This is a genomic window from Kitasatospora sp. NPDC058063 (assembly GCF_042885395.1).
GTDB classification, from domain to species: domain Bacteria; phylum Actinomycetota; class Actinomycetes; order Streptomycetales; family Streptomycetaceae; genus Kitasatospora; species Kitasatospora lactacystinica.
The window spans coordinates 191,940-215,555 of sequence record NZ_JBHVSD010000011.1 but is presented as its reverse complement, the minus strand read 5'-3'; the positions used below and the strand labels follow the sequence as shown (position 1 = coordinate 215,555).

21 protein-coding genes are annotated in these 23,616 nt (G+C 74.6%); 8 read left to right on the top strand and 13 right to left on the bottom strand.

Annotation, left to right across the window (positions count from 1 at the left end; genetic code table 11):
* Positions 1-384: 384 nt before the first annotated feature.
* Both ACFVUY_RS21205 and ACFVUY_RS21200 read right to left on the bottom strand, forming a co-directional pair.
* Positions 385-708, bottom strand: coding sequence for a hypothetical protein (locus ACFVUY_RS21205; RefSeq protein WP_387731965.1), 324 nt, complete (start codon positions 706-708; stop codon positions 385-387).
* 37 nt (positions 709-745) lie between these two features.
* Positions 746-1,438: a hypothetical protein gene (locus tag ACFVUY_RS21200; RefSeq protein ID WP_387731963.1), complete on the bottom strand. Its 693-nt coding sequence runs from the start codon at positions 1,436-1,438 to the stop codon at positions 746-748.
* Positions 1,439-1,645: 207 nt separating this feature from the next.
* Here ACFVUY_RS21200 and ACFVUY_RS21195 point away from each other — a divergent pair, with 207 nt between their 5' ends.
* From ACFVUY_RS21195 to ACFVUY_RS21180, 4 genes are all read left to right on the top strand, one after another.
* A complete protein-coding gene (locus ACFVUY_RS21195) occupies positions 1,646-2,047 on the top strand; it encodes a YccF domain-containing protein (RefSeq protein WP_387691040.1) in 402 nt (133 codons plus the stop codon).
* A gap of 15 nt (positions 2,048-2,062) precedes the next feature.
* The gene (locus tag ACFVUY_RS21190; protein ID WP_387731961.1) at positions 2,063-2,470 is read left to right on the top strand and encodes a YccF domain-containing protein; all 408 of its coding nucleotides are present in this window, start codon (positions 2,063-2,065) and stop codon (positions 2,468-2,470) included.
* A 242-nt stretch (positions 2,471-2,712) separates the two neighbouring features.
* Positions 2,713-3,354: a TetR/AcrR family transcriptional regulator gene (locus tag ACFVUY_RS21185; RefSeq protein ID WP_387731959.1), complete on the top strand. Its 642-nt coding sequence runs from the start codon at positions 2,713-2,715 to the stop codon at positions 3,352-3,354.
* Positions 3,355-3,403: 49 nt separating this feature from the next.
* Complete coding sequence (locus tag ACFVUY_RS21180) at positions 3,404-5,839, top strand: LuxR C-terminal-related transcriptional regulator (RefSeq protein ID WP_387731955.1); 2,436 nt, start codon at positions 3,404-3,406, stop codon at positions 5,837-5,839.
* Between the two features lie 66 nt (positions 5,840-5,905).
* Here the strand turns inward: ACFVUY_RS21180 and ACFVUY_RS21175 are convergent, their stop codons facing one another.
* The 3 genes from ACFVUY_RS21175 to ACFVUY_RS21165 form a co-directional block, all read right to left on the bottom strand.
* Positions 5,906-6,067 (bottom strand): hypothetical protein, encoded by a 162-nt coding sequence (locus tag ACFVUY_RS21175; protein WP_387731952.1) that lies wholly within the window; start codon positions 6,065-6,067, stop codon positions 5,906-5,908.
* A 91-nt stretch (positions 6,068-6,158) separates the two neighbouring features.
* Positions 6,159-6,320 carry a hypothetical protein gene (locus ACFVUY_RS21170; RefSeq protein WP_387731950.1) on the bottom strand — a complete coding sequence of 54 codons (162 nt, stop codon included), beginning with the start codon at positions 6,318-6,320 and terminating at the stop codon, positions 6,159-6,161.
* 175 nt (positions 6,321-6,495) lie between these two features.
* Positions 6,496-6,663, bottom strand: a complete 168-nt coding sequence (locus ACFVUY_RS21165; protein ID WP_387731948.1) for a hypothetical protein — start codon at positions 6,661-6,663, stop codon at positions 6,496-6,498.
* Between the two features lie 301 nt (positions 6,664-6,964).
* Between ACFVUY_RS21165 and lxmK the strand changes: the two genes are divergently transcribed.
* The 3 genes from lxmK to ACFVUY_RS21150 are packed head-to-tail and all read left to right on the top strand — an operon-like array spanning position 6,965 to position 10,281.
* Positions 6,965-8,137, top strand: coding sequence for a class V lanthionine synthetase subunit LxmK (gene lxmK, locus ACFVUY_RS21160; RefSeq protein ID WP_387731945.1), 1,173 nt, complete (start codon positions 6,965-6,967; stop codon positions 8,135-8,137).
* A gap of 52 nt (positions 8,138-8,189) precedes the next feature.
* A complete protein-coding gene (locus ACFVUY_RS21155; protein WP_387731942.1) occupies positions 8,190-9,257 on the top strand; it encodes a T3SS effector HopA1 family protein in 1,068 nt (355 codons plus the stop codon).
* Between the two features lie 10 nt (positions 9,258-9,267).
* Entirely contained in the window at positions 9,268-10,281 is a 1,014-nt protein-coding gene (locus tag ACFVUY_RS21150; protein ID WP_387731939.1) for an LLM class flavin-dependent oxidoreductase, read from the top strand.
* Positions 10,282-10,325: 44 nt separating this feature from the next.
* Here ACFVUY_RS21150 and ACFVUY_RS21145 read toward each other — a convergent pair whose 3' ends face one another.
* The 8 genes from ACFVUY_RS21145 to ACFVUY_RS21110 all read right to left on the bottom strand — a co-directional run bounded on the left by ACFVUY_RS21145 (position 10,326) and on the right by ACFVUY_RS21110 (position 21,543).
* Positions 10,326-10,757, bottom strand: coding sequence for an SRPBCC family protein (locus ACFVUY_RS21145; RefSeq protein WP_387731936.1), 432 nt, complete (start codon positions 10,755-10,757; stop codon positions 10,326-10,328).
* Between the two features lie 81 nt (positions 10,758-10,838).
* Entirely contained in the window at positions 10,839-12,470 is a 1,632-nt protein-coding gene (locus ACFVUY_RS21140; RefSeq protein ID WP_387731933.1) for an AMP-binding protein, read from the bottom strand.
* Between the two features lie 140 nt (positions 12,471-12,610).
* On the bottom strand, positions 12,611-12,850 hold the full coding sequence (locus tag ACFVUY_RS21135) for a chaplin (protein ID WP_380547606.1): 240 nt from the start codon (positions 12,848-12,850) through the stop codon (positions 12,611-12,613).
* 99 nt (positions 12,851-12,949) lie between these two features.
* Entirely contained in the window at positions 12,950-13,336 is a 387-nt protein-coding gene (locus ACFVUY_RS21130) for a hypothetical protein (protein ID WP_387731930.1), read from the bottom strand.
* Positions 13,333-15,909 (bottom strand): Hsp70 family protein, encoded by a 2,577-nt coding sequence (locus tag ACFVUY_RS21125; RefSeq protein WP_387731927.1) that lies wholly within the window; start codon positions 15,907-15,909, stop codon positions 13,333-13,335. Before ACFVUY_RS21125 ends, ACFVUY_RS21130 begins: the two co-directional genes overlap by 4 nt.
* Before the next feature lie 31 nt (positions 15,910-15,940).
* A complete protein-coding gene (locus tag ACFVUY_RS21120; RefSeq protein ID WP_387731924.1) occupies positions 15,941-16,837 on the bottom strand; it encodes a nucleotide exchange factor GrpE in 897 nt (298 codons plus the stop codon).
* Positions 16,834-17,256 carry a hypothetical protein gene (locus tag ACFVUY_RS21115; protein ID WP_387731921.1) on the bottom strand — a complete coding sequence of 141 codons (423 nt, stop codon included), beginning with the start codon at positions 17,254-17,256 and terminating at the stop codon, positions 16,834-16,836. Before ACFVUY_RS21115 ends, ACFVUY_RS21120 begins: the two co-directional genes overlap by 4 nt.
* Before the next feature lie 126 nt (positions 17,257-17,382).
* The gene (locus ACFVUY_RS21110; protein WP_387731918.1) at positions 17,383-21,543 is read right to left on the bottom strand and encodes a hypothetical protein; all 4,161 of its coding nucleotides are present in this window, start codon (positions 21,541-21,543) and stop codon (positions 17,383-17,385) included.
* A 240-nt stretch (positions 21,544-21,783) separates the two neighbouring features.
* Between ACFVUY_RS21110 and ACFVUY_RS21105 the strand changes: the two genes are divergently transcribed.
* On the top strand, positions 21,784-23,571 hold the full coding sequence (locus ACFVUY_RS21105) for a hypothetical protein (RefSeq protein WP_387731915.1): 1,788 nt from the start codon (positions 21,784-21,786) through the stop codon (positions 23,569-23,571).
* Positions 23,572-23,616: the final 45 nt, after the last annotated feature.

The window sequence follows — 23,616 nt, the reverse complement described above, 5'->3', positions numbered from 1 at the left end:
GCGAGCTGCTCGTCGCCAGCTGCGCCACCCTGCGCCGACCACCTGAAGCCCGAAGGAGCACCATCTCCCAGTCCCCGCCCGGCCAGCGCCGAGACGAAGCCGACCCCGCGGCCGAAACGGACCAGCCCACGGAGGCAGCGGCCCACGAAGAGGAGTCCGCCGTCGATGGCGGAGCTGGGCCTGGACCCCGCGCCGTCCGCTCCGCATACGCGGAGGTCCGACGATCGCCATCGCGCTGACAGTCTCGTCCACGATCAGGCCATCCGCCTATTGGAGTTCGGGCAGACAGCGGTGCAGCCCTGTCCTCGCGGAGGAGGCCACGGACCTTGGGCGGGCGCCCGGTCACCGCTAAGCGACCGGGCGCCGATGAACATCAACCGCAGGTCACGACGCGCGGTTGCCCGGCCGGCGGCGCTGCCTGGTCCGGCGCCGCTCGATACCGTGCCGGCCGCTCACCGGCGGCCGCGGCTTCGGCGCGCGGTCGAGCCGGGCCTTCGCCCGCTTCAGTTCGCCCAGCCGCCGGGACGACCGCCGGGACCGGCGCTGACGCCGCACCGCCGTCCCCGATGGCTCGCTGGGCGGGAGCTGCGCGGCCCCTCGGAACCGGCCCTTGACGATCTGCAACAACCACTCCGATACCACGGTCACGAGGAACACGATCACCTTGACGGTGACCTCCTCCGACCACGGCAGCTCCATGAACTGCATGGTTTCCTCCAGTAGACGACAAGCTGGAGGGGTGGAATCACGCGGCCAGGCTGACGTCCAACTCGCAGACGCCCACCCCGAAGCGGCTGGCCGCGCCGGTGCGCCCGGGTGCCCTGGGGGCCAGCGGTCTCCGGAGGCGGGTGATTCCGCAGGCAATGGCCAGCGGCTCCGGCAAGCCCTCGGTATCCAGCCGCAGCGTCGTCGGCGCGACCTCCCGGAGAGGAATCCGACGGGCTTCCAGCGCGGCTGCGAGTTCGTAGCCGGATTGCAGAACGGCCAAAGCGCTGGAGTATGCCTTGGCCTCCACCACCCACGGCACTGCGGCGTCCGAATAGGTAGTGGCGGGATGGATGCCATGAAGCGCGTAATCGTGCAGCGCGCCGAGGAAGGTCAGCGGGACACGGCGCCACCTACCGGGCTCCAGCAGCGTGCTGACGCTGGAGCTCCGGTGCTGCCCATCGACCACCACGAGGTCGACTGCTCGATGCACTGCGTTGCTGAGCATCATCAGGCTCGCGGGCGCGCCGCTGTCCTTCACAACCGAGGGGGGATATGCGGTGGGAGCCCCGCGGAGCCCGGCCAGGATGTCCTCGGAGAGCTCGTACCAGACCGTCTCTCCGATGGCCCGAGGGGCCATCACAGCCCGTTCGTCGATCGGCACTACGGTCACTCTGCCGGGCGCGCCTGCGTACGAGCGGGCGGTGATGCGCTCCAGCTCGATCAGCCTCATGGCTGACACGATAGCTGAAACGGCAAACGGTCTTGGCCGGGCCGCGGCGCACCTCACTCTGGCGCCGACCGCACCCGAAGGAGTCCCTATCTGAGGCTGCAACCCGGACCGATCCCTGAGGTACTACCCCTAAGGGCGTAGACACGCTCGCCAGCGGGCATGGCACGGTCGTAGTGCAACGTCATCAGCCGTGAGAAGGTACCAAGCATGAGTGCCCTAAAGTTCATCCTCAATGTCATCTGGTTGGTTTTCTGCGGCATTTGGATGGCTCTTGCCTACGTGCTTGCCGGAATTATCTGCTGCCTGCTCGTAATTACCATCCCATTTGGCATTGCCTCGTTTCGGATTGCCGGCTTCATCCTGTGGCCGTTCGGGCGCACGGCGGTGGAACGGCCGGACGCCGGGCCGGCGTCGTGCGTGGGGAACGTCATCTGGCTGGTCTTCGCCGGGTGGTGGCTGGCGATCGGGCACCTGATCACCAGCATCCCGCTGTTCCTGTCGATCATCGGCATCCCCTTCGGCTGGGCCAACCTGAAGATGATCCCGATCTCGCTGATGCCGCTCGGCCGCGAGATCGTGCCGACCGACCAGGAGTGGGGCGCGCGGTAACCGCCACGAGCACCGATGGCCGACGAGGACGGAGATCCTCGTCGGCCATCACTGTTTGCGCCGGTCAGGCCCGTGGCAGTGCCAGCCGGAAGCGGAGCGGCGAAAGTGCGCCATGCTGAGCGTCCGAACACGATCCCGTTCGGCATCGCGTCCTTCCGGATCGCCGGGTTCATCCTGTGGCCGTTCGGGCGCACGGCGGTGGAACGGCCGGACGCCGGGCCGGCGTCGTGCGTGGGGAACGTCATCTGGCTGGTCTTCGCCGGGTGGTGGCTGGCGATCGGGCACCTGATCACCAGCATCCCGCTGTTCCTGTCGATCATCGGCATCCCCTTCGGCTGGGCCAACCTGAAGATGATCCCGGTCTCGCTGATGCCGCTCGGCCGCGAGATCGTGCCGACCGACCAGGAGTGGGGCGCGCGGTAACCGCCACGAGCACCGATGGCCGACGAGGACGGAGATCCTCGTCGGCCATCACTGTTTGCGCCGGTCGGGCCCGCGGCAGAGCCGGGCGGACGCGGAGGGGTGAACCTGCTCGGCGAAGTACTTCCAGGGCGAACGAGCCCGCGGTCTGGTCCCGTTGACTGGATGTCTGTACAGTCAACCGCCATGGCGGCCGAAGCCCTGGAGCCCGCGTGTCACCTCGCTCACCTCATGTCAACGCCCGGTTGCGGGAAGCGTCCCGCGAGCGGATCGTCACCGCCGCCATCGACGTCCTGGCCAGGAAGGGCTTCCACCAGGCCACCGTCTCCGACATCACCGAGCAGGCAGGTGTCTCGCGCGGGCTGATCAGCTACTACTTCCCGACCAAGCACGCACTCGCGGACGAGCTGCTGGACCGCTACCTGGATGGCGTCCACCAGGTCCTGGACGTCGAGGGCACTCCGGACGAGCGGTTGTCCGCCATCATCGACCGCGCACTGCTGGCGGCCCACCGCACGCGTCACGTCCAGCAGATGGCCCTGGGCCTCATGATCGATCCGGGGACGCATCCGCTGTACGCGGCGGCGGAGGCCAGGAAGGACCGGCTGCTCGCCGAACTGGAGGAAAGGCTCCGCGAGTTGTTCCACGCCCGCGGTGCCGAGGACCCCCACCTGGAGGGGATCATGCTCCGCAGCCTGCTGGAAGGCGTGACGGTCAAACTCGTCATCTACGCCGACCAGTACCCACTGGAGCCGATCCGCCGCCGGATCCTTGCGATGTACCAACTCCCTTGTCCGACAAGCGATCTGATCGAAAGTCACCCCCGGCCGGCCGGGCCGATGCGCGCCATCGGCGCGATGCCCGAGCCGACCGGCCCGTCACAGTGAACCCACACGGCCGGGTCACCCACCGCGCCGGCACGTTCTGGAGACGCGTATGACGTCCGCTGATTTCGCCGTCGCGACAGCGACGGCGGCCGACCGGCTGCCCGGGACCGGACCGCCGGCCGTCGCCCGGCCACCCGCCGTCACCGGCCCGTTCCCGATGGAGACGGTCGGGCGGGCGGGCGAGCTCGCCGAGGTACTGGCCGTGCTCGAACGGCCGGACGTCGACGGCGTGCTGCTGTCCGGGGCGCCGGGGATCGGCAAGAGCCGGCTCGCCGAGGAGGTCGCGCTCGCCCACCGGACCCGCACCGGCGGAACGATCGGCCGGATCGCGCCGGCGCCCGGGGACGGCTGGGCGGACGGCCTGCGCCGCTGGATCACCCGCACCCGCGAATCCGACGACGCCCCGTCCGTACTGGTGCTGGACGGCGCGCGACGCGACCCCGACCGGCAGGTCCTGGCCCGGCTGGCCCGGGCGCTGGCCGGGACGGGCGTCAAGGCCCTGGTCACCGCGCGCCGGCCGGTGGCGCAGGACGGCTTCGCACACCGGAGCGTTCCCCCGCTCCCGGTGCCGCTGGACTGCTGCGCCATCGACGTCGAGGCATTGGCCGCGGTGCCCTCCGTGGAGCTCTTCGTGTCCTGCCTGCGCGCCTTCAACCCCGCTTTCCAGGTCGGGCGGCACAACCAACTGGCCGTCGCCCGCGCCTGCGTGGAACTCCACGGCAACCCCGGGGCGATCGGCCTGGCCGCACGGATCGCGGCCCTGGAGGGGCCGGAGGTCCTCTGGGCCGCGCTCGACGGCCAGTCCCGGACCGGAGCGCCTCCGGACCGGCCCCGGCCCGCCATCGACGGCCTCGCCCGGTTACTGGACGCGTACGGCCCGGACGACACCGAACCCGAGGCGCTGCGCGGCCTGAGCCACGCCGGACGCCGACTGCTCGCCTGCGCCCGTGTGTTCAGCGGCGGCGCGGGACCCGAGTCGCTCCGGCAGATCTCCGGGGTCGGCCTCGACGAGTACCCGGCCGCCCTGGAGTCACTGCTCGGCCGGCACCTGCTCCGCCTCTCCGCGCTTCCCTCGGGCCGTCTCGACGGCTACACCCGTACCCGGCTGCACCTCACCTTCGGCCGCTGGTCGTACCGGCCGGACAAGCAGACGGGCGAGTCGGCGAACGGGCTGGAGGACGTCCGGCTCGCCCACGCCCGGCACCACGCCCGGCTGGCCGGATCCACCGTCCGCCTCATGACGGGCGGCCCGCAGGCCGGCGGGATCATCGCGTTCCGCAGCGAGGAGGGGAACATCCGCCGGGCGCTCGACACACTGGTCGCCGCCGGGCTCGCGGAAGAGGCGCTCGACCTCGCCGAGCTGTCCCGGGTGTACCACTACGCGATCGGCACCCCGTTCGACTGGCCCGCCGGACTGGCCTCGCTGGGCGGCCCCGACGCCGACCGGGACACCCGGCGGCGGGTGGCCCTGCTGCTGGCCGAGGCCGCCGTCCGCAACGACGAGCCGGAAACGGCGCTGGCCGTCCTCGACGGGGTTCGGCCCGGCGACGCGGGCCACGAAGCCCCGGCGGACGGGGGGTTCACCGTCAGGATCAGGCACCTGCGCGGGATCGCCATCACCCCGAGCCGCCCGGACGAGGGGCTCGCGCTGCTGCACCAGGCCATCGAACCGGGCGCCGACGGCGGCCACCTGGCCCGTCGCCGGCTGCTCGACACCGCGCTGGCCGAGTTCCTCCACCGCTCCGCGGGCACCGCGGCCGCGCTCGCCACCCGCGCGCTCGCCGAGGCCATCCAGGCCCGGGACAACCTGGTCGCCGGCCTCGCGCTGCTGCACCTGAGCGCGTTCGCGGCGGCGGCGGGACGAGCGGCCGACTCGACCAACTACCTCGACCGCGCACTGGCCACGCTGCGCCCCCTCGGAGCCCCGGCCGCGCTCGGCGCGCTCCTCGCCCTGATGGGCAGCCCCCTGCTGCCGGGCCCCGCCGCGCGCGCCGCCGCGGTCGCCCGGGCGCTGGGCTGCTTCCACACCGTCCGGCGCCACCTGCTCGACGACCCGACGGAACCCGACTTCACCGTCGGCCGGGTCGAGCGGCGGCTGCTGCTCGGCGACCGCGAGTCGCTCGCCGCCATGGCGGCCGGTTCTGCGGTCGAACTCCCGGACCTGATCCGTGACTTCGCGCTCGGATGCGTCGCCGCGCGGACGCCCGGCGACCCGTCGGAACCCCTTCCGGACCGGCCCGCCGCGCCTCCCCGGGCCACGGCGGCCGAGCCGTCCGCCGACGCGGTGCTGACGCCCCGTCAGAGCGAGGTCGCCCGGCTGATCGCCGAGGGCCTGAGCAACAAGCAGATCGCCCGGCAACTGACCATCTCCGAATGGACCGTGGTGAACCACATCCGCGAGACCATGCGCAAGCTCGGCTGCTCCTCCCGAGTAGCGATCGCCGGCTGGGTCCACCGCACCGCGTCGACCCCCCGGGAGCGCTGAGCGCCGAACGCCGCCGCCGGCACGGCCCGGGGACCGTGCCGGCGGCGTGACACACCGACCGATGGCTCAGGTCAGGGTCTTGGCGATGATGGAGGCGATCCACGAGATGACCGGACTGGTCACGCTGACACTGGCCTCGGCCCCGTCGGGGACCGACACCAGCTCGTCCCGGGCCGCGCCCGGCGTGGTGCAGGCGGAGTAACCACCCATCAGGCTGCTCGCGTTCACGCGAATTCCCTCCTTCCGGACCGATCGGCGTCCGCCGCCGCCGGTGCACGGGCCGAAGCCCGTGCCGGCGCCACGGCACAGAGCCGAAGGCTCAGTTGCAACCCCTCACGATGACGGTGACCAGCACCGAGATCGAGATCGTGATCGTGGGCGTGAACCCCTCCGTCCCGTCCGGGATCGACACCAGGTCGTTCCGCGCCGCGTTCGGCGTGGTGTAGGCGGAGTAGCCGCCCATCAGGTCACTGCTGTCCATGATGACTCCATTCGTTCGCACATTCGCTGCCGGTTGCAGCACCACTGGGACCCCGCCCCTTCGGGCTCGGTCAGGTCGGCGGGCGGTACGGGGCGCGGAGCCCGGCCGCCACGGGATCGCGGCAGCACGGGGTCCGTGCCGTGCGGGCCCGAGCCGGACACTCGGAGCGCCCCTCCTACAGGAGGGACATGGTGGCCGGGCTCACGATGATCGAGATCACCGAGATGAAGGTGACGACGGGCGTGAACCCCTCCGTCCCGTCGGGGATCGACACCAGGTCGTTCCGGGCCGCGCCCGGCGAGGTGTAGGCGGAGTAACCACTCATCAGGTCGCTGCTGTCCATGCTGACTCCGTTCGATCACACGTCCGCTGCCGGTTGCAGCACCATCAGCACACCAGCCGCTGCCCCCACCCGCCCAGAGGCAGACAACTGCGCCCCCGGGGAGGCGGATCCGGCCCTCCCGCCAGTTCCCTGCCGACACGTCCGACGGTCCGGTCGGAAACTCACCGTTGCGCGCGCCGTCCGGCAGGGACGTGCGGCGCACGACCCCGTCCGGCAGGGCTCTGCCACCCCCGCCGCGGGCCGTGCCTGGCAGGACCGTGCGGCTGCCCGCCAGGGGGCGGCGCCGCCTACGGTGGCTCCCATGGCAGCGACGATCACCGCGATCCGGGACACGGCCGGAACGCCGACGGGGCCGGTCCCCGACACGGACCCCACCGGCGTCTTCGCACCGGTTCCACTCGACCACGTCCCCGATGTCGTCCAGGCTCTCGAACGCCTGGGCGTGGCACCGTTCGCGGACCGGACGCCCATCAGCCGGCCCGGACGGAACGACAACTGGGCGGGCCCGACCACCGACGGCCGGGAGGTGTTCGTGAAGCGGCTCGCGCAGCCGCTCGCCGCCGAACGCTTCGACCGGGCCCGCGCGTTCGAACAGGTGCTGGCCGCCGGTCGCCCTCCGGAGCACTGGCACTCGCCGGCCTTCCTCGGCGCCGACCCCGGGGCCCTGCTGCTGGTGCACGAGCGCCTGGTCGACGCGGTGCCGGGCAACCTGCTCGCCGATCAGGGCCGCTTCGACGCCGCGCTGTCGCACCGGGCCGGCCTGGCACTCGCGGAACTGCACCGCATGCCGGTCCACCCCGCCGACCTGCCCGAACCCGCCACCGAAGGGCGGCAAGGGTCCACCGCCCGGCTGGTCGAGCTGACCGCCGAGGACTACGCCGCCGCCAGCGGGGGCGAGTTGGAGGTGTGGTCGATGCTGCAGCACGACAAGCGGGTCCGGGCCGCCCTGCGGGAACTGGCCGGGTCGAGCGCGGCCGCGCCCGCGGTGCCGATCCACGGCGACCTGCGGCTCGACCAGTTCCTGCTGTCCGGCGACGACCTGTACCTGACGGACTGGGAGGAGTTCCGGATCGCCGACCCGGCCCGGGATGTCGGCGCGTACGTCGGGCAATGGCTCCACCGGGCGGCCGTCGGAATGTTCGCGGGCCTCGGACCGGACACCCCGGTCCCGCCCGCCGAGGTCCACGAGGCGCTGATGCGCAGCGGCGCCGAGCAGCTCGACGCGGTGCGTCCGCAGATCGCCGCGTTCTGGTCCGGATACCGCCGGGTTCGCTCCGAACCCGCCGCCGACGAAAGGCAGTTCACCGCTCGGGTGACCCGGTACGCGGGCTGGCACCTGTTCGAGCGCACGATCGCCACGGCGACCCTCACCCACCGCCTCACCGCCGTCCTCCGCGGGGCCGCCGGGGTGGGCCGCAACGCGCTGCTCGACCCGCTCCGGTCCGCCGAGGTGCTCGGCCTCGTCCAGGACTGACCGCGGGCCCCCGCCCACTCGTACGGATCGACAACGGGATCAGGAGACGATCGTGTCCCATCAGCATTCCCCGGCCCCGCTCTCCCCGGCCCTGCGCGCGGCGCTCGGCGGCCTGCGGATCACCGACGGCACGCCGCGGGTCGAGGTCGACGACGACCTGGTGGTCGCCGCGGACACCTGGGGCGAACTGCGCTCGGCGCTGGCCGGCCTGCTGTACGAACGCTGGCACGCCGGCATCGTGCGCCAGGAGGGCCCGGCCCGGATGCCGCGGCGCAGCGAGACCTTCGAGCGCGAGCTGATCGCGGCCACCGGCCACACCCGGACCGTCGCGGCGGGTGTGCTCCGCTCGCCGGTCGAGGCCGCCGACGGCGGGCCGGACGCTCCGGTGCGGGTCGAGTTGGGCCGGGTGCTGGTCGGCGTGCGGCCCGGCGCGGTGCGCTCGGACGGGCCGCCGGCCGTCGGGCGGCCCTGCCTGGTCGAGCTTCCGGCGGTGCGTCCGGCGCTGTCGCCCGGCTTCCTGCTGGTCGACGGGCCCGACGGTTCGCTGGTCCGGGCCGGCGAGTTGCTGCGGCTGTACGTGCACCTGGCGGAACCCGGTGCCGCCCCGCCGGTGTGGCGGGCCCTGCTGGAGCGGCTGGCGGGCCTGGGTGTGCGGTACCGGGCGAAGGTGCTGTCCCGTCCGTGGTCGTATCCGCGACGGGACGCCGCGGTGGTGTACCTCGACGCCGCGGACGCGGCCGTCGCGCCGATGCTCGCGGACACCGTGGCGGGTCTTCCGGGAGTCGCCGGGGACGCGTCGGTCTTCGCCTCCCCGCTGTGCCCCGGTGTCGCGCTCGCCTGGGAGCCGCGCGACGAGCGGGACGGCTGGGGCGGGCGCAGCTTCGGCCAGCACCGGGCGGCGGCGGTCGCCGACGGTGTCGTGCGCCGGGCGACCGATCCGGCGGGCCCCTCGCTGGAGGAGCAGGTCGCCCGGGCGCTGCGCGAGGCGTCGGCGTCCCCCGCCGAGCCGGCCCGCAACCTCGGCTCGCCCGCCCTGCCGGCCCCGGCCGTGCCGGATGCGGAAGTGCCGGACGCGGCCGTGCCGGACACGGAAGTGCCGGACGCGGAAGTGCTGGTCTGAAGTGGCGGGGATGACGAGTTCGCGCAAGCTCTCGGTGCTGTACCCCCTCCAGGTCCAGGACCCGCGGGACGTCCTGCCGCTGGCCGAGCTGGTCCGGGAGGGGGTCGCCGCGCGGCTCTGGCTGGGCCAGTCCCTGGCGTTGGAGTCGCACCATGTACTGGCGTACCTGGCGGGTGCGGGCTGCCGGATCCCGGTCGGCCTGTCCGTGGCGCTGACGGCGCTCCGGCATCCGTACGACGCGGCCGTGCAGGCCCGCACACTCGGCGCGCTGACGGGCCATCCGCCGGTGGTGGGTTACGGGGCGGGCGAGCCCGGCTTCGTGGCCGCGCTGCACGGCGCGCCCTACGCCCGTCCGGCGGCGGCGGTGGCGGAGTACCTGGACGTCCTGCGCCGGCTGCTGCACGAGGGGCGGTTGGACCACCACGCGGGGCCGCTGTTCCCGATGCGCGGGGCAGTGCTGCCCAGGATGTCGGCGCCGGCCGGAACCACGCCGCCGGAGGTCGGCGCGGGTGTGCTGCGCCCCGGCATGGCCCGGGCGGCGGGTTCGGTGGCCGACACGGCGATCACCTGGCTGACGCCGCCCGACTATGTGCGGGACGTCCTGGCTCCGGCGCTGGAGAAGGGCGCCCGCGACGCCGGGCGGGAGCGGCCGCGGATCGTCACCGTCGTCCATGCCGTGCTGGACCGGCCGGGGCGCCATGCGATGGTGCTCGCCCAGCGCGGGACCAGATTTCACCTGTGTGCGCCCCACTACGTGGACATGCTGCGCCGGGCGGGTCTGGACCTCGACGTGTCCGACCCGGTGTCGTCCGCCCGGGAGTTGGTCGAGGAGGGCGTCTTCCTGTTCGGCGGGCTCCGAGAGATCCGGGCGGGCATCGAGCGCCACTTCGAGGCCGGCATCGACGAAGTGGTGATCAACCCGGTCGCCGTCGCGGAGTCCTACGGCGTCCCGGCGGCCGTCGCCGACCTGCGGGAGATCCTGGAGGCCTGCAGCCCGGACCGGTTCCCGAGGAACACCCCCTGAGGGCCCGCGGCGGGAGGGGAGGGCGGGCCCGTACGGGACGGCGGTCACCCCGTGAGCCGTGCCTCCAGGGCGCGCAGGTCCGCGGTGAGCGCGGTGCGTACCTGGTGGGACAGCAGCGGGCCGGTCAGGCGGAAGCCGCCGCGGACGCGGATGCGGGCGAAGGTGCCGGCCTGGGTGGGCTCGAAGGTGTAGGTGACGCGCATGGGCATCGGTCCGACGACGGAGACCATGTCGAGGAGCGTCGGCGGGTCGTGGCGTGCCACGCGCAGCACGTACGGGAAGGTCCGGCCCAGGAAGCGGGCGGTCCGGGTGATCTCGGCGCCCGCGCCGAAGCCGCCGGTGTCGGCCTCCCGGGTGAGGGTGGCGTCGCGGATGCCCTGGGTCCACTCGGGGTCGTGGCGCCAGTCCATCGCGTAGGCGGCGACCGTGGCGGGCGGGAGGGGGATCAGGCGTTCCACTGTGACGTCGAGGGGCATGATCACACTCTCCCGCCGGGCGGGCCACCGCGCTCCCCGGACGCGCCCGGGCGGAGGGGCGCCCGGGCCCGGGCCGGGGGTCTACAGCCCCAGGATCCGCTGGGCCTCCGCCCGCATCTCGACCTTGCGGATCTTCCCGGTGACCGTCATCGGGAACTCCTCGACCACGTGCACGTAGCGCGGGATCTTGAAGTGGGCGAGCCGGCCGGCGCAGTAGGCGCGGACGGTCTCGGCGGTGAGCGGCTCGGCGCCCTCCCGCATCCGGATCCAGGCCATCAGCTCCTCGCCGTACCTGGTGTCGGGGACGCCGATGACCTGGACGTCGAGGATGTCCGGGTGGGCGTGGAGGAACTCCTCGATCTCGCGCGGGTAGAGGTTCTCGCCGCCGCGGATCACCATGTCCTTGATCCGGCCGGTGATGGCGAGGTAGCCGTCCTCGTCCATCACCGCGAGGTCCCCGGTGTGCATCCAGCGGGCGGCGTCGACGGCCTCGGCGGTGCGCTCGGGCTCGCCCCAGTAGCCGAGCATGACGGAGTAGCCGCGGGTGCACAGCTCGCCGGGTTCGCCGCGCGGGACGGTGCGGCCGGTGGCCGGGTCGACCACCTTGGCCTCCAGGTGCGGGCCGACCCGGCCCACCGTGGCGACCCTGCGCTCGACCGGGTCGTCGACCCGGGTCTGGGTGGAGACCGGCGAGGTCTCGGTCATGCCGTAGCAGATGGACACCTGCGTCATGCCCATCCGCCCGATGACCTCCTTCATCACCTCGCTCGGGCAGGGCGAGCCGGCCATGATGCCGGTGCGCAGGCTGCCGAGGTCGTAGCGGTCGAAGTCCGGGTCGGCCAGCTCGGCGATGAACATGGTCGGTACCCCGTACAGCGAGGTGCAGCGTTCGGCGGCGACGGCGGCCAGGGTGGCGCCGGGCTCGAAGGAGGGGGCGGGGATGACCGTGCAGGCGCCGTGCGAGGTGGCGGCCAGGTTTCCCATCACCATGCCGAAGCAGTGGTAGAAGGGCACCGGGACGCAGATCCGGTCCTGCTCGGTGTAGTTGAGCAGCTCGCCGACGAAGTAGCCGTTGTTGAGGATGTTGTGGTGCGAGAGCGTCGCGCCCTTGGGGAAGCCCGTCGTCCCGGAGGTGTACTGGATGTTGATCGGGTCGTCGGGGGCCAACTCGCGCTGACGCTCGGCGAGTCGGGAGGGGTCGGCCCGCCTGCCGGCGGCGGTCACGGCTTCCCAGGCGGGGCTGCCGATCAGCAGGACGCGCTCCAGCTCCGGGCAGCGGTGGCGGACTTCCTCGATCATCCCGGCGTAGTCGGAGGTCTTGAAGCGCTCGGCGGCGACCAGCAGCCGGATGCCGGCCTGGTTGAGCACGTACTCCAGCTCGTGCGAGCGGTAGGCCGGGTTGACCGTGACGAGGATCGCCCCGAGCTTGGCGGTGGCGTACTGGGTGAGCGTCCACTCGGCGCAGTTGGGGGCCCAGATGCCGACCCGGTCCCCCTTGGCGATCCCGAGCTCCAGCAGTCCGAGTGCCAGGGCGTCGACGTCGGCGGCGAGTTCGGCGTACGTCCAGCGGCGGGCGGTGGCCCGGTCGACCAGGGCGTCGCGCTCGGGGAAGGCGCGCACCGCGCGGTCGAGGTTCTCCCCGATGGTGTCGCCGAGCAGCGGGACGTCCGAGGTGCCGCAGGCGTAGCTGCGCGGGGTCGGCGTGGTCGGCACGGGCTGGCTCCTGGGGACGGCGGTGCGGGACGGGGACCATGGTCGCGGGCCCCGGCCCCGCGCCGCCACCCCCGAACGGGGGTGCGCACGCGGCGCTGGGGCCGGCCGTCGCGGTCGACGGACGGCCCCAGCGCACGGGGTCACTTGTTGATGCAGGTGTTGCCGGTGACCGGGTTGAGGAGCGAGATGATGCCGATCGAGTTCCCGCAGACGTTGGCCTCCAGGTTGATCGGAACCTGGATCACGTTGCCGGACAGGATGCCGGGCGAGCCGATGGCGGCACCGTTGGCGGTTGCCTCACCGGCGGAGGCGGTGCCGGCCCCGGCGAGGACCGCGGCCGCGGCGAGGGCGGTGGCGGCGAAGGTGGTACGCATACGCATTGCGTCACTCCTTGTGAGCAGAGCGGGTCGAAGTGTGACGATCACACCTCGCCCACGATCACAAGCGATCAGCTCCTCCGCACGCCGGATTGCCCCGTCCTAGGGCGTGTCGGCCTCCCGCCCCACCCGCGCCGCCACCGCGGGAGCGGCGACGTTCAGTGATTCCAGCAGCTCCCGGGCCGGATGCAGCCCCGGCTCGGCCGCCACCGCACGGTGCAGCAGCCCTAGCGCGAGCGGCTCGTTCCCGGCCGCCAGGGCGTCCAGCGCCCGGTTGTAGTCGATCCGTCCGGCGTAACGCAGCCGGAACAGCACGGACAGGTCCTCCCGGCAGGAGGGGCAGCGCAGGGTCTGCGGATCCGCCGGGACCCTGCACAGCGGGCACGGCGCCTCGGGCGCGTCCGGGACCCCCTGGACCCCCTGGACCCCCTGGACCCCCGGGGCCGCCGGGACCTCCGGCACCTGCGGGAAGGCGTCCACGGCGCTCATCGCGGCCCCGCCTCCTCGGGGCGGACCGGGCCGAGCGACTCCTGGGCCGGCTCGCTGCCCAGCTCCCGCTGCGCCTGCGCGTACAGGGCCAGCAGGTTCGACATGTGGGTGTTGACCTCCGCCATGTTGGGTGCCTCCACCGCCTCGTCCAGCCCGCGCAGCTCGGCCATGATCAGCTGGCCCAGGGCGGGCGAGACCATGTTCTGGGTCACGTAGACGTTGCACATGGTCAGCATCCGCATGGTGTGCCCGAGCGCGTCGCACAGCTCGTCCGCCCGCTGGGCCGCGCGCACCGCGCCCTCCCAGTCGGCGGCCTCGCGGCGCAGCCGCAGCTCCGCGGCCACCGACCGCAGCCGGTCCAGGTCACTCGGATCGAGGTGCTTCTCGCAGTAGTGGATGAACAGGCTCAGGTACGCCTCCGAACCGCGCACCCAGCGCTGGGCCTTGAGCTGCTGCTGGGCCCGCTCCAGCGCCGCGTCCACCGACCGGCCCCGGGTCTGCCCGGCCGCCAGGTCGTCCAGGCTGTCCATCAGCCGCTGCGCCTCGCGCATCTCGGCCTCGGTCAGCTCGCCGCCCCAGCGGTCAGTGAAGGACTCGATCTGCCGCTGCTGCTCCTCGACCTGCACCTTCAACTCGGGGTCGAGGGTGACCCGTTCCAGCTTGACGGTCTTCTCGGCGCCGCCCTGGATCCGCACCGACAGCGTGATGGTGCGGTCCCGGTCGAGGCCGAAGGAGACCTCCACCGGGGTGCGGCCGCCCAGGCCCTCGGGCAGCCGCAGGGTGAGGTGGCCGATCAACTCGTTCTGCTGGGCGATCTCGTGCTCGCCCTCGTAGACCGCGATCTCCAGCCGCTGCCGGCCGCTGCCGGAGACCACGAACTCCCGGCTGACCGGTGAACTCGTCGGGTAGCTGGTGTTCTTGGGGATGATGACGGCGAGGCGGCCGTCGTTCAGCTCGATGCCGAGGTTCTTCGGGGTGATGTCGAACGGGTTGGTGACCTGCGCCAGCTCGCCGCAGCCCGGGCAGACCTCGCAGCCGGGCGGGTTCACCAGGCCGCAGGAGGCGCAGCGCAGGCCCACGTCCTCGGCGGCGGTGCCGGCCACCCTGGTGTGGCCGGGGGCGGCCGAGTTGAGCGGCTCGCCGCACAGTTCGCAGGCGGTGACGCCGGGGGCGGCCGGGGTGCCGCAGCGCGGGCAGTTGCCGCCGTGCACCACGGCGGTGGCCCGGGTCTGCCGCGGGACCGTCCCGCCGGCGCCGGTGGCCCCCGAACCGTCAAGCTCTTGCTCGCACTTGGGGCAGGCGGCGGCGTCGGCGTCGACCGGGATGTGGCAGGTCGGGCAGGAGACCCGGGCGCCGCCGAGCAGGGTGGTCGCGCAGTTGGCGCAGTTGGAGGCGGACAGGTCCCCGGGGGCCCGGCACTCGGGGCACTCCACCTCGCCGACCAGCGCGGACTGGACGGCCGCGCCGAGCGCCACGCACTGCATCGGGTTGACGCCGCGCCGGATCCGGCGCGGGCCGAAGACCTCGCCGAGCCGGCGGGCGACCAGCGGGATCGCGGTCGAGCCGCCGACCAGCACCACCTCGTCGATGTCCCCGACCGTCAGGTTGGCCTGCATGATGGCCTTGTGGGTCAGTTCGATGGTGCGCTCGATCCGGGCCTCGATCAGCTCCTCGAAGCGGGCCCGCTCGAACTCCGTCTCCAGCACCAGCTGCCCGGCGCCCAGGCCCGGCAGGATGACCTCGGAGGACTCCTGGTTGGAGAGCTCGATCTTGATGGTCTCGGCGGTGGCGGCGATCTTCGGACGGTCGCGCAGGTCGGGCTGGTACTCCGCGCCGTACTCCTCGCGGATGTCCTCCAGCAGCGCGGTGGTGATCCCGCGGTCGAAGTCGTCGCCGCCGAGCAGGTTGTCGCCCTCGATGCCGAGTACCGAGACCGATCCGGGCACCAGCAGCAGGATGGAGATGTCGAAGGTGCCGCCGCCGAGGTCGTAGACCAGGACGGTCCGCCCCTCGTCGCCCGCCTCGGAGGTGATGCCGTAGGCGAGGGCGGCGGCGGTCGGCTCGTTGATGATCCGCAGCACGTGCAGGCCGGCCATCCGGCCCGCCTCCTGGGTGGCGGCGACCTGCCGCTCGCCGAAGTAGGCGGGGACGGTGATGACGGCGCGGTGGAAGGGCTCGCCGAAGCGTTGCTCGGCGTCCTCCTTGAGGCGGTGCAGGATGATCGCGGAGATCTCGATCGGAGTGTACGAGCGGCCGTTGAACCAGACGTTGACGTCGCCGTCGGTGCCTGCGGTGACCTTGTAGTCCACCTCCTTCAGGGCCGCCTGCACCTGTGGGTCCTTGAACTTGCGGCCCATGAAGCGCTTGACCGAGCGGATCACGTTGACGCCGTCGACGGCGATCCGGCTGCGCGCGGTGGAGCCCACCAGCAGCTCGCCCTTGCGGCCGCTGCCGACCACGGAGGGCGTGGCCTCCTGGTTCTGCCGGTTGAAGATGATCTCCGGCTCGCCCCGGCGGAGGTGGGCGACCACGGAGTTGGTGGTGCCCAGGTCGATGCCGAGTGTGCGGTACATGTCGTTCCCCTCTTGCCCCTCGTGGTCCTGGCTACTTCTTGCGCTTGGCCTGCTTGGCCACGGCCTTGCCCCGGCGGCGGGCCCGGGGCGGGGCCGCCTTGGGCTGGGCCCGGGTGATCGGGTCGACGGCGGCGGCGGGCGCGGGCGCGGTCGCGAACGCGGCGGCGATGGCGGGCGGGACGGCCCCGGCGGCCCCGAGCGTGTCCGGCGCCTCGGGCTCGACGGGTGCGGCGGTCCCGGCGACTTCGGTGACTTCGGTGGCTTCGGTGGCTTCGGGCAGCTCCGGCTCCGGGATCGGCGGCGGAAAGTCCTCCACCGCGGCCTCCACCGGCCCGCCCCCGGGCTCCGGCCGCGGATCCGGCTCCGGCACGGCGACCACCACCTGGGCCCGGCGCAGCACCTCGTCCCCCCAGAAGAACCCGGTCACCACCGTCCGCACCACCGTTTCCGGCGCCACCCCGGCGTGGGGCTCGGTGCCCACGATCTCGGTCAGGTCCGGGTCCGCCGTCATGCCCTCCAGCCGCATCGGCCGCACCCCGGCCTTGGCGAGTTGCCCGAGCAACCGCCGCCGGGTGGCCTCCAGCCCGGCGCCGCGCCCGAGCGCCACCAGCTCGCGGTCCAGGCCGAGGGCGGCGAGCGCGTCGTCCACCTCGACCAGGATGCCCAGCAGTTCACGCTGCTCGGCCCGGGCGGTCTGCTTCTGCTCCGTCAGCTTGCTCCCCAGCAGCGAGGCCCGGAAGAGCAGCCGGCCGAACGCCTGCTCCAGGTCGACGTCCTCGACCCCGGGCGGGATCTCCAGCCGCCGGTGGCCGTCGAACGCGTCCGCGGCGGGCGTGCCGGTGGGTGCGTCGGCAGGTCCGTCGGCGGGCGCGCCGGAGCGTACGTCGGCGGGCGGGTCGGCGGGCGCGCCGGTGGGTGCGTCGGTCATTCGGGAACCTCGATCTGCGGCAGCACGGACAGGTCCGCCGCGTAGCGGGCGGGGACGGGCGGTTCGGGGTCGGCGCCGCCGGGGGCGGGCTCGGCGAAGTCGGCGGCCAGCTCGGCGCGGTGGAGGGCGGGCAGGGCGGCCGGCGGCAGCGGTGGGCGCTCGATCACCAGCAGCGGCTCGGCGAGCGCGGGGGCGAGCAGCTCGGGGGCCTGGTCGACCGGCTCGGGCGGGAGGGGCTGCTGGAGGTCCGCCTCCAGGCGCCGGTCCGGGTTGCGCAGCAGCGCGGCGGCCTCCTGGATCTGCTGGCGGGTGTACCGGCCGGCCCGCATCGCCGGTCCGACGGCGAGGTTGATCTCGCGCACGCCGGCCGTGAGCGGGATGCCCAGGACCTCGTACGGCGACGGTTCGTTCAGTGGCATGGCGGGCGGTCTCTCTCCTCACGGTGTCGGGGACGGCTCGGGACGGCGGCCCGGGTGACGGCCCGGGTGCCGGCCGCGGTCTGCGGCGCACGGTCTGGGACGAAGCCGACTTCCTTGCGGTTGCCGTCAGCGGAGCGAGTTGATCCGCAGCTGCATGACGTGCAGCTCGACGTCGTCCGGGCTGTACTCGACGGCTTGGCGGGCCAGGTCCCGGGCCTCGCGCAGCTTCCGGGCATTGGCCTGCTGGACGGCGAAGGAGCCGTAGACGATGCCGAGTTCGCCGCGCAGCTTGTCGGTGTCCTCCGCGGTGCCGGACAGTTCGAGAGCCTCTTCCAGCAGCCGGATCGCCGCGCGGTAGCGGCGGCCCTCGTAGTGGCTGATGGCCTTGCCGCGCCAGAGGCTGACCATCAGCCGGCGGATGTCGGTGGAGTCGTCGTAGGACCTGGCCTTCTGGAGCATCGCGGCCTGGTCGGTGAACGGCTGGTCCTGCATGCCGTCCACCACGTGGTTGGCGAGCATCACCGAGACCCGGCGCGGGGCCTCCTGCTCGACCCCGCCCTCCCATTCCGGGTCGGCGCGCAGCGCCTCGGCCATCCACTCGACGGCGCGCCGGCGGTCGTCGGCGAAGGCGGCCGAGCGGGCGAGCTGGCGCAGCACGAAGGCGAGGCCGAGCCGGTGGTCCGGATCGGGGTTGAGCTCGATCAGCGCCCGCCAGGCTTCGGCGGCCTCCACGAGTTCCGCGTCGGTGGCGTCGGCGTGGCTGAGCTGGCCGGCCCGGTTGCCGAGGGCGGCCTCCAGGAAGTGGCGGGCGGTCGGGTCGCCGGGGGCCAGCTCCAGGCTCTTCTCCAGCAGGGCGACGGCGCGGGGGTAGTCCTTGTCCTCGTTGTTGATCTTGCGCGCCCACTGGGCGTAGGTGGCACCGAGGTCGCCCTGCACCTCGGGGTCGTCGGGGGCCAACGCCAGGGCCTTCTCCAGGAGTTCGGCGGCCCCGGCCTGGTCGTCCAGGTTGTTCTTGAGCAGCGCGCGGGCCGCTCGCAGGCCGGACTCGGCGGCGATGGCGGCGGCGTCGGCGGGCAGCCTGGCACCGGGGACGGACCGGGCGCGGGTGAGGCTCTCCAGGGCCTCGCGCCAGTCCTGGTTGCGGTGGTGCTCGCGGGCCTGGCTGACCAGGGACTCGCCGAGCAGCGACTGCCAGTCCTCGCCGCGCCGCTGTTCGGGCACCGCGTCCAGGGCGGCGACGGCGGCGGCCTGCCGGCCCTGGAGCTGCAGGTAGCGCTGCGCGCCGAGGTCGCCGAACAGGCCGAGGGCCCGGGTGGGCGCGGGCGCGTCGGGGCCGGCGGGCCGCCGCCAGGCCTGTACGGCCTGCTCGAAGGCCTCGGCCCAGCCCGGGAGTTCGGGATCGTCGCGGAGCAGCCCTTCGAGGGCGGGGCCGAGCGCGAGACGGCGGGCCGGGCGGCCGGGCAGGGTGATCCGGATGTCCTCCTGGGCGAAGGCGTCCGCGCAGTGCGCCTCCATGCCGAGGCGCAGCGTCCAGGCGGTGACCTCGTCGCCACTGCGCCCGGCGTCCCGGTCCAGGGCGCGCAGGTCGTCGCGGAGGCGGTCGATCAGGGCGGCGCGGGCGGCGGCCAGCCGCTGGGGTTCGGCGGTGCGGCCGGTGATCCGGGCGGACTCGGTCCACAGCTCGGGCTGGTGCAGGGCGGCGACCAGGCAGCCGAGCGTCCAGGCCCAGACCTCGTCGCCGGGGGCGTCGGCGGCCTCGGGGACGCCGGGGGCATCAGGGGAATCAGGGGTGCCGGAGGCAGCGACGGCGACGGCGAGCCGGTAGCCGGCCAGGCCGAGGGCGTGCAGCAGCCGGGGGTGGGCCGGGTCCTTGACCAGCAGCTCGCGGTAGACCTCCCAGGCCTCGCGGTGGCGGCCGTCGAGGGCGGCCTGGTGCGCCTCGTGCTCGGCCAGCAGGACGAGCGCGCCGGCCGCCCGCTCGCGGCCCGGCAGCTCGTCCCCCGGGGCGAGTCGGAGCGCCTGGCGCAGGTCGACGGCGGCCGGGCCGAGCCGCCCGGCCGCGAGGGCGGCGCCCGCCCGGCGGACCAGGACGGCGGCGCGGGCCGGCCCGGCGTCCGCAGGCAGGCCGGCCAGGGCCTCGTCCAGCCGGCCGAGTTCGGCGCGCAGCAGGGCCAGGTCGAGCCGGACGGGCGCGGCGGCGGCGCCCTCGCCGAGCGCCTCGGCCCAGCGGGCGAGCACGGGTTCGGCTTCTTCGGGGGTGCCGGCCCGGCGGGCGCAGTCGAGGACGGCGCGCAGGGCGGGGGCGGCGCAGCGCACGCAGCGGGCCGAGCCGGCGGCCTCGGGGGTGTGCTGGTGGTCGGGGCAGGCCTCGCGGCCGCAGCCGCCGCAGGCGCCGGCGGCGGGGCGGTCGCAGAAGGCGCAGTCGCCGGTGGGCGCCGTGCCCGCCGCTGTGCCCGAGGCCAGGAAGTACCGGTACCAGTCCAGTGCGGCGGCCCAGTTGCCGGCCCGTTCGGCGAGCAGGGCGCGCAGCCGGGCGGTCGCCGGGTCGCCGGCCGGGTCGGGCGGGCCGAGCAGGGCGATCGTCCGGGCCGGGCGGCCCGCCAGCAGGGCGACGGCGGCCAGGTGGTAGCGGTCGCGCAGGCCGCTGCCGGCGTCGAGCAGGGTGGTGACCGGCTCCGGGGTGCCCTCGGCCAGGGCGAGGGCGGCCCGCAGCCGGGCCTGGCGGTGGGTGAGGGCGCCGGGCAGGGTGTCGGCGAGGGCGAGCGCGGCGGCGGCGCGGGCGCGCGGTTCGGCGTGGTCCCGGCCGGTGACCAGCAGGTGGGCGGCTTCGCGCAGGGCGGCTTCGCGCAGGGCGGCCCGGTAGCCGGGGGCGGCCGGGTGCTCGGCGGTGGCCTGCTGCCAGAGTTCGCGGGCGGCCGTCGGGTCGGTGGCCAGGCGGGTGCGGGCGAGCCGGTCGCGGGCCAGGGCCCGGCGGGGGCCCAGGTCCTCGTCGTCGAGCGACTCCCAGCGGGCGAGGGCGCCGGCCGGGTCGTCGGCGCGGGCGCGGGCGAGGCCGTGGTGGAAGGCGGCGACGGCGGTCCAGCGGCTTCCGGGTTCGGTGTCGGCCTCGGCGCGCAGGATCGGCTCGGCCTGTTCGCCCTGGCCGGCGGCGAGCAGGGCGGCGCCGAGCCGGACCCTGGCGGGGCGCCAGTCGGGGGCCCCGCCGAGGCCGGCCCGGTAGTCGGCGGCGGCCTCGGCGGGGCGTTCGGCCCGCTCGTGCACCAGGGCGAGGCCGAACCGGGCCGGGGCGTAGTCGGGCCGGACGGTCAGGGCGGCGGTGAACTGCTCCCGGGCCGGTTCGTCGGCGCCGAGCAGCAGGGCGAGCCGGCCGAGGGCGTAGCGGGGGCGGGGGTCGGTCGGGCTCTCGCCGGCGGCGGCCGCGAGGTCGGCCCAGGCCTCCTCGGTGGCGCCGAGGCGCTGGCGGGCCAGGCCGCGGAAGAGCAGGGTGTCGGTGCGCAGGGCCGGGCCGCGCCCCCATGGGGAGGGGTCGCCGGGGCTGCGGCGCAGGGCCTCGTCGAAGGCGGTGACGGCGGGTCGGTCGCGGTGCAGGGTGTAGAGCTGGGCGCCCCAGCGGAACCAGAGTTCGCCGCTGCCGGTGGGGGCGGCGGCGGCGAGCAGGGCCTCGGCCTCGTCGGCCCGGTCGGTGGCGCTCAGCAGGGCGGCCCGGGCGAGCACGGGCCAGTCCCGGCCGGGCAGGGCGGCCAGGGCGGCGGCGGTGACGTGTTCGCGCTGGTCGGGGGCGCCTTCGCGGCAGCGGTGCTGCAGCCAGTCGACGGCACGGGCGGCGGCTTCGGCCTCCTCGCCGGGCTCGGCGCCCTCGGCGGTGGCCCGGAGGAAGGCGAGCAGCGGACCGAGGTCCCCGTCGGGGGCCCGCATCCGTTCCTCGGCGAGGCTGCGCAGGCTCCACCGGGGCAGCTGCCGGGCCGGGTCGGCGAGCAGCGGGTAGGCCTCGCGGTGCAGGGCGAGGGTGGCCTGCTGGTCGCCGGTGGGGACGGTGGCCTCGGCCTGGCCGAGCAGGGCGAGGCCCCGCTGCGGGCGCAGTTCCTCGGGGGCGTCGGCGAGTCGGCGGGCCAGCCGGGCGTAGCGGCGGCGGGCCTGGGCGGCCCGGCCGGCGGCGAGCCGTTCGGCGGCCGCGGCCAGGGCCTTCGTCACCGTCGCGGCGTCCAGGGTCCGTCGGCGGCGGGCCAGGACGACGGCGGCCGCACCGGCCAGCGCCAGCACGACCAGCAGCACCGCTATCAGTGCCATGCACCGTCCCCCTGTGTTCGGACACCGACCATCGCATGATCAACTGCCTTTGGGCGATCATGAGTTGACGTCGTGTCGTGATGTTGCCGGGCGCCATCAGAATAGGCCCTCGATCGGACGGACGAACAGGAAAGAGCACTATCCTGGGCATCGCGTCGCCGGCGGAACGGCAGCACGGCAGCGGCTCAACAGCAGCGCGCCAACAGCGCGTCCACAGCGGTCAGTAGCGTCGGGGGTCGTGTGTCGGAGTCGCGTTGGGTGCCCGGGCTCCGCTTCGGGCCGGAGTTCGACCCGGAGCAGTACGAACTCCTGGAGTTCCACCACCGGGGCGGTGAGGCCGAGGTGTGGCGGGCGGTGCGCACCGGACACAACGGGCGCAAGGAACTGGTCGCCGCCAAGATCATGCTGGAGCGCGACCCGACCGAGGTGCGGCGCTGGCTCGGCCGCTGGGACGACGTCTCGCACAACGCACACCGGCTGGGCGTCACCGACCTGGTGGTGCCCAGCTTCCTGCTCGGCCCCTCCCCGCACCGGCCCGGAACCCCGCCCGGCGGCGCGCTGCTCGGCTACCAGATCTCGCCCTGGGTCGAGGGCGTGCCGCTGCACACCTGGGCACGCGGCCGGCGCGGCGGCCCGTCGGCGGTGGCGGAGGTGCTGACCCGGCTCTGCCGGATCGTCGACGAGCTGCACCGCAAGCGCTGGGTGCACCGCGACATCTCCCCCGCCAACGTCCTGGTGGACGGCCAGGGGCAGGTCAAGCTGATCGACCTGACCTTCCTCGCCCCGCTGGACCACACCCTGACCGTCGCGGTGTTCACCCCCGGGCACGTCCCGCCGGAGGCCGAGCAGGTGGGCGGCTTCCCGACCACCGCCAAGGACCTGTTCGCGGTCGGCACCCTCGCCCGCATCCTGCTGCTGCCCGACCACGGCCGGCTGGACCACCGGCTGGCCGCCGAGCAGGCCCGCGCCGAACTGCTGGCCGCGGGCTACGGCGAGGAGTTGGCGCGCTGGGCCTGCGAGCCGCTGGCCCGCGAACCGGACCGCCGCCCCTCCCCGCTCGGCCCGTGGGCCGCCCGGGGCCGCGAACTGCTGCGCGGCCACCGGCCGGTGGCGCGCACCGCGGGCCTGGCCGTGCTGCCCGACCCGGCCGGGGGGCCGCTGGTGGTCACCGGCGGCGCCGACGGCACCGCGCTGGCCGGGCCGGGCAGCCGCGACCGACGCCTTCCGGCCGGCCAGGGCCTCTCCGCCGTACGGGAGTTGAGCGCCGGCTGGGCCGGGCCCCAGGGCGAGCTGGTGGTCTGCGCCGAGGACCGCGGCGGCACCCTGTGGGTCGGTACGGCGACCGGCTGGTGGGAGGCGGCGCGCGGGGTCAACGGCCTGGCGGGCGCGGTCGGTTCGACCGGGGAGATGACGGTCTGGACGGCGGTCGGCGGCGCGCTGCGCTCCTACCGCTGGGCCCCCGGCCGCACCCTGACCGGGCAGGAACACCCTGGCTGCCCGGCCGACCGGGTGCTCGCCGCCGAGGAGGAGCGGCCCGGCGCCTGGCTGCTGCTGGTCGAGCACCGCGAGCGGGTGCTGAGCTGGCGGCCCGGCGCCGCGCGGCCGCCCGTCCCGGTGGGCCCGGCCGGTCCGCTGCGCGCCGGGGCGCTGGCCCGCACCTCCGCCGGACCGCAGGCCGCCACCCTGCGGGCGGACGGCTCGGTCCAGTTGCACACCCTCGGCGCGGCCGGGGCGGGCACCGAGATCGGCGACGGCGAGCCCTCGCTCGGCATCGCCATGGTGGGCCACCGCGGCGGCCCGACCGTCGCACTGGCCGGCGCGGGCGGCGTACGGCTGCGGCTGCCGGCCGGCGGCGCCTCCCGTCGGCCGCGCTGGTGGCGGCCCACGCTGCGCCCGGCCACCCGGGTGGCGCTGGCCATGGGCGACGACTGGCGGCTGTGCCTGGCGGCGGTGGTGGAGGGCGAGTTGCAGGTGTGGCAGGAGGACGCGGCGTACCGCTGGCAGGCGGTGGGGCTGCCGGAGGACTGATCGGCCGGACCGACGCCGAGGCCCCGGAACCCATGGCGGGGTTCC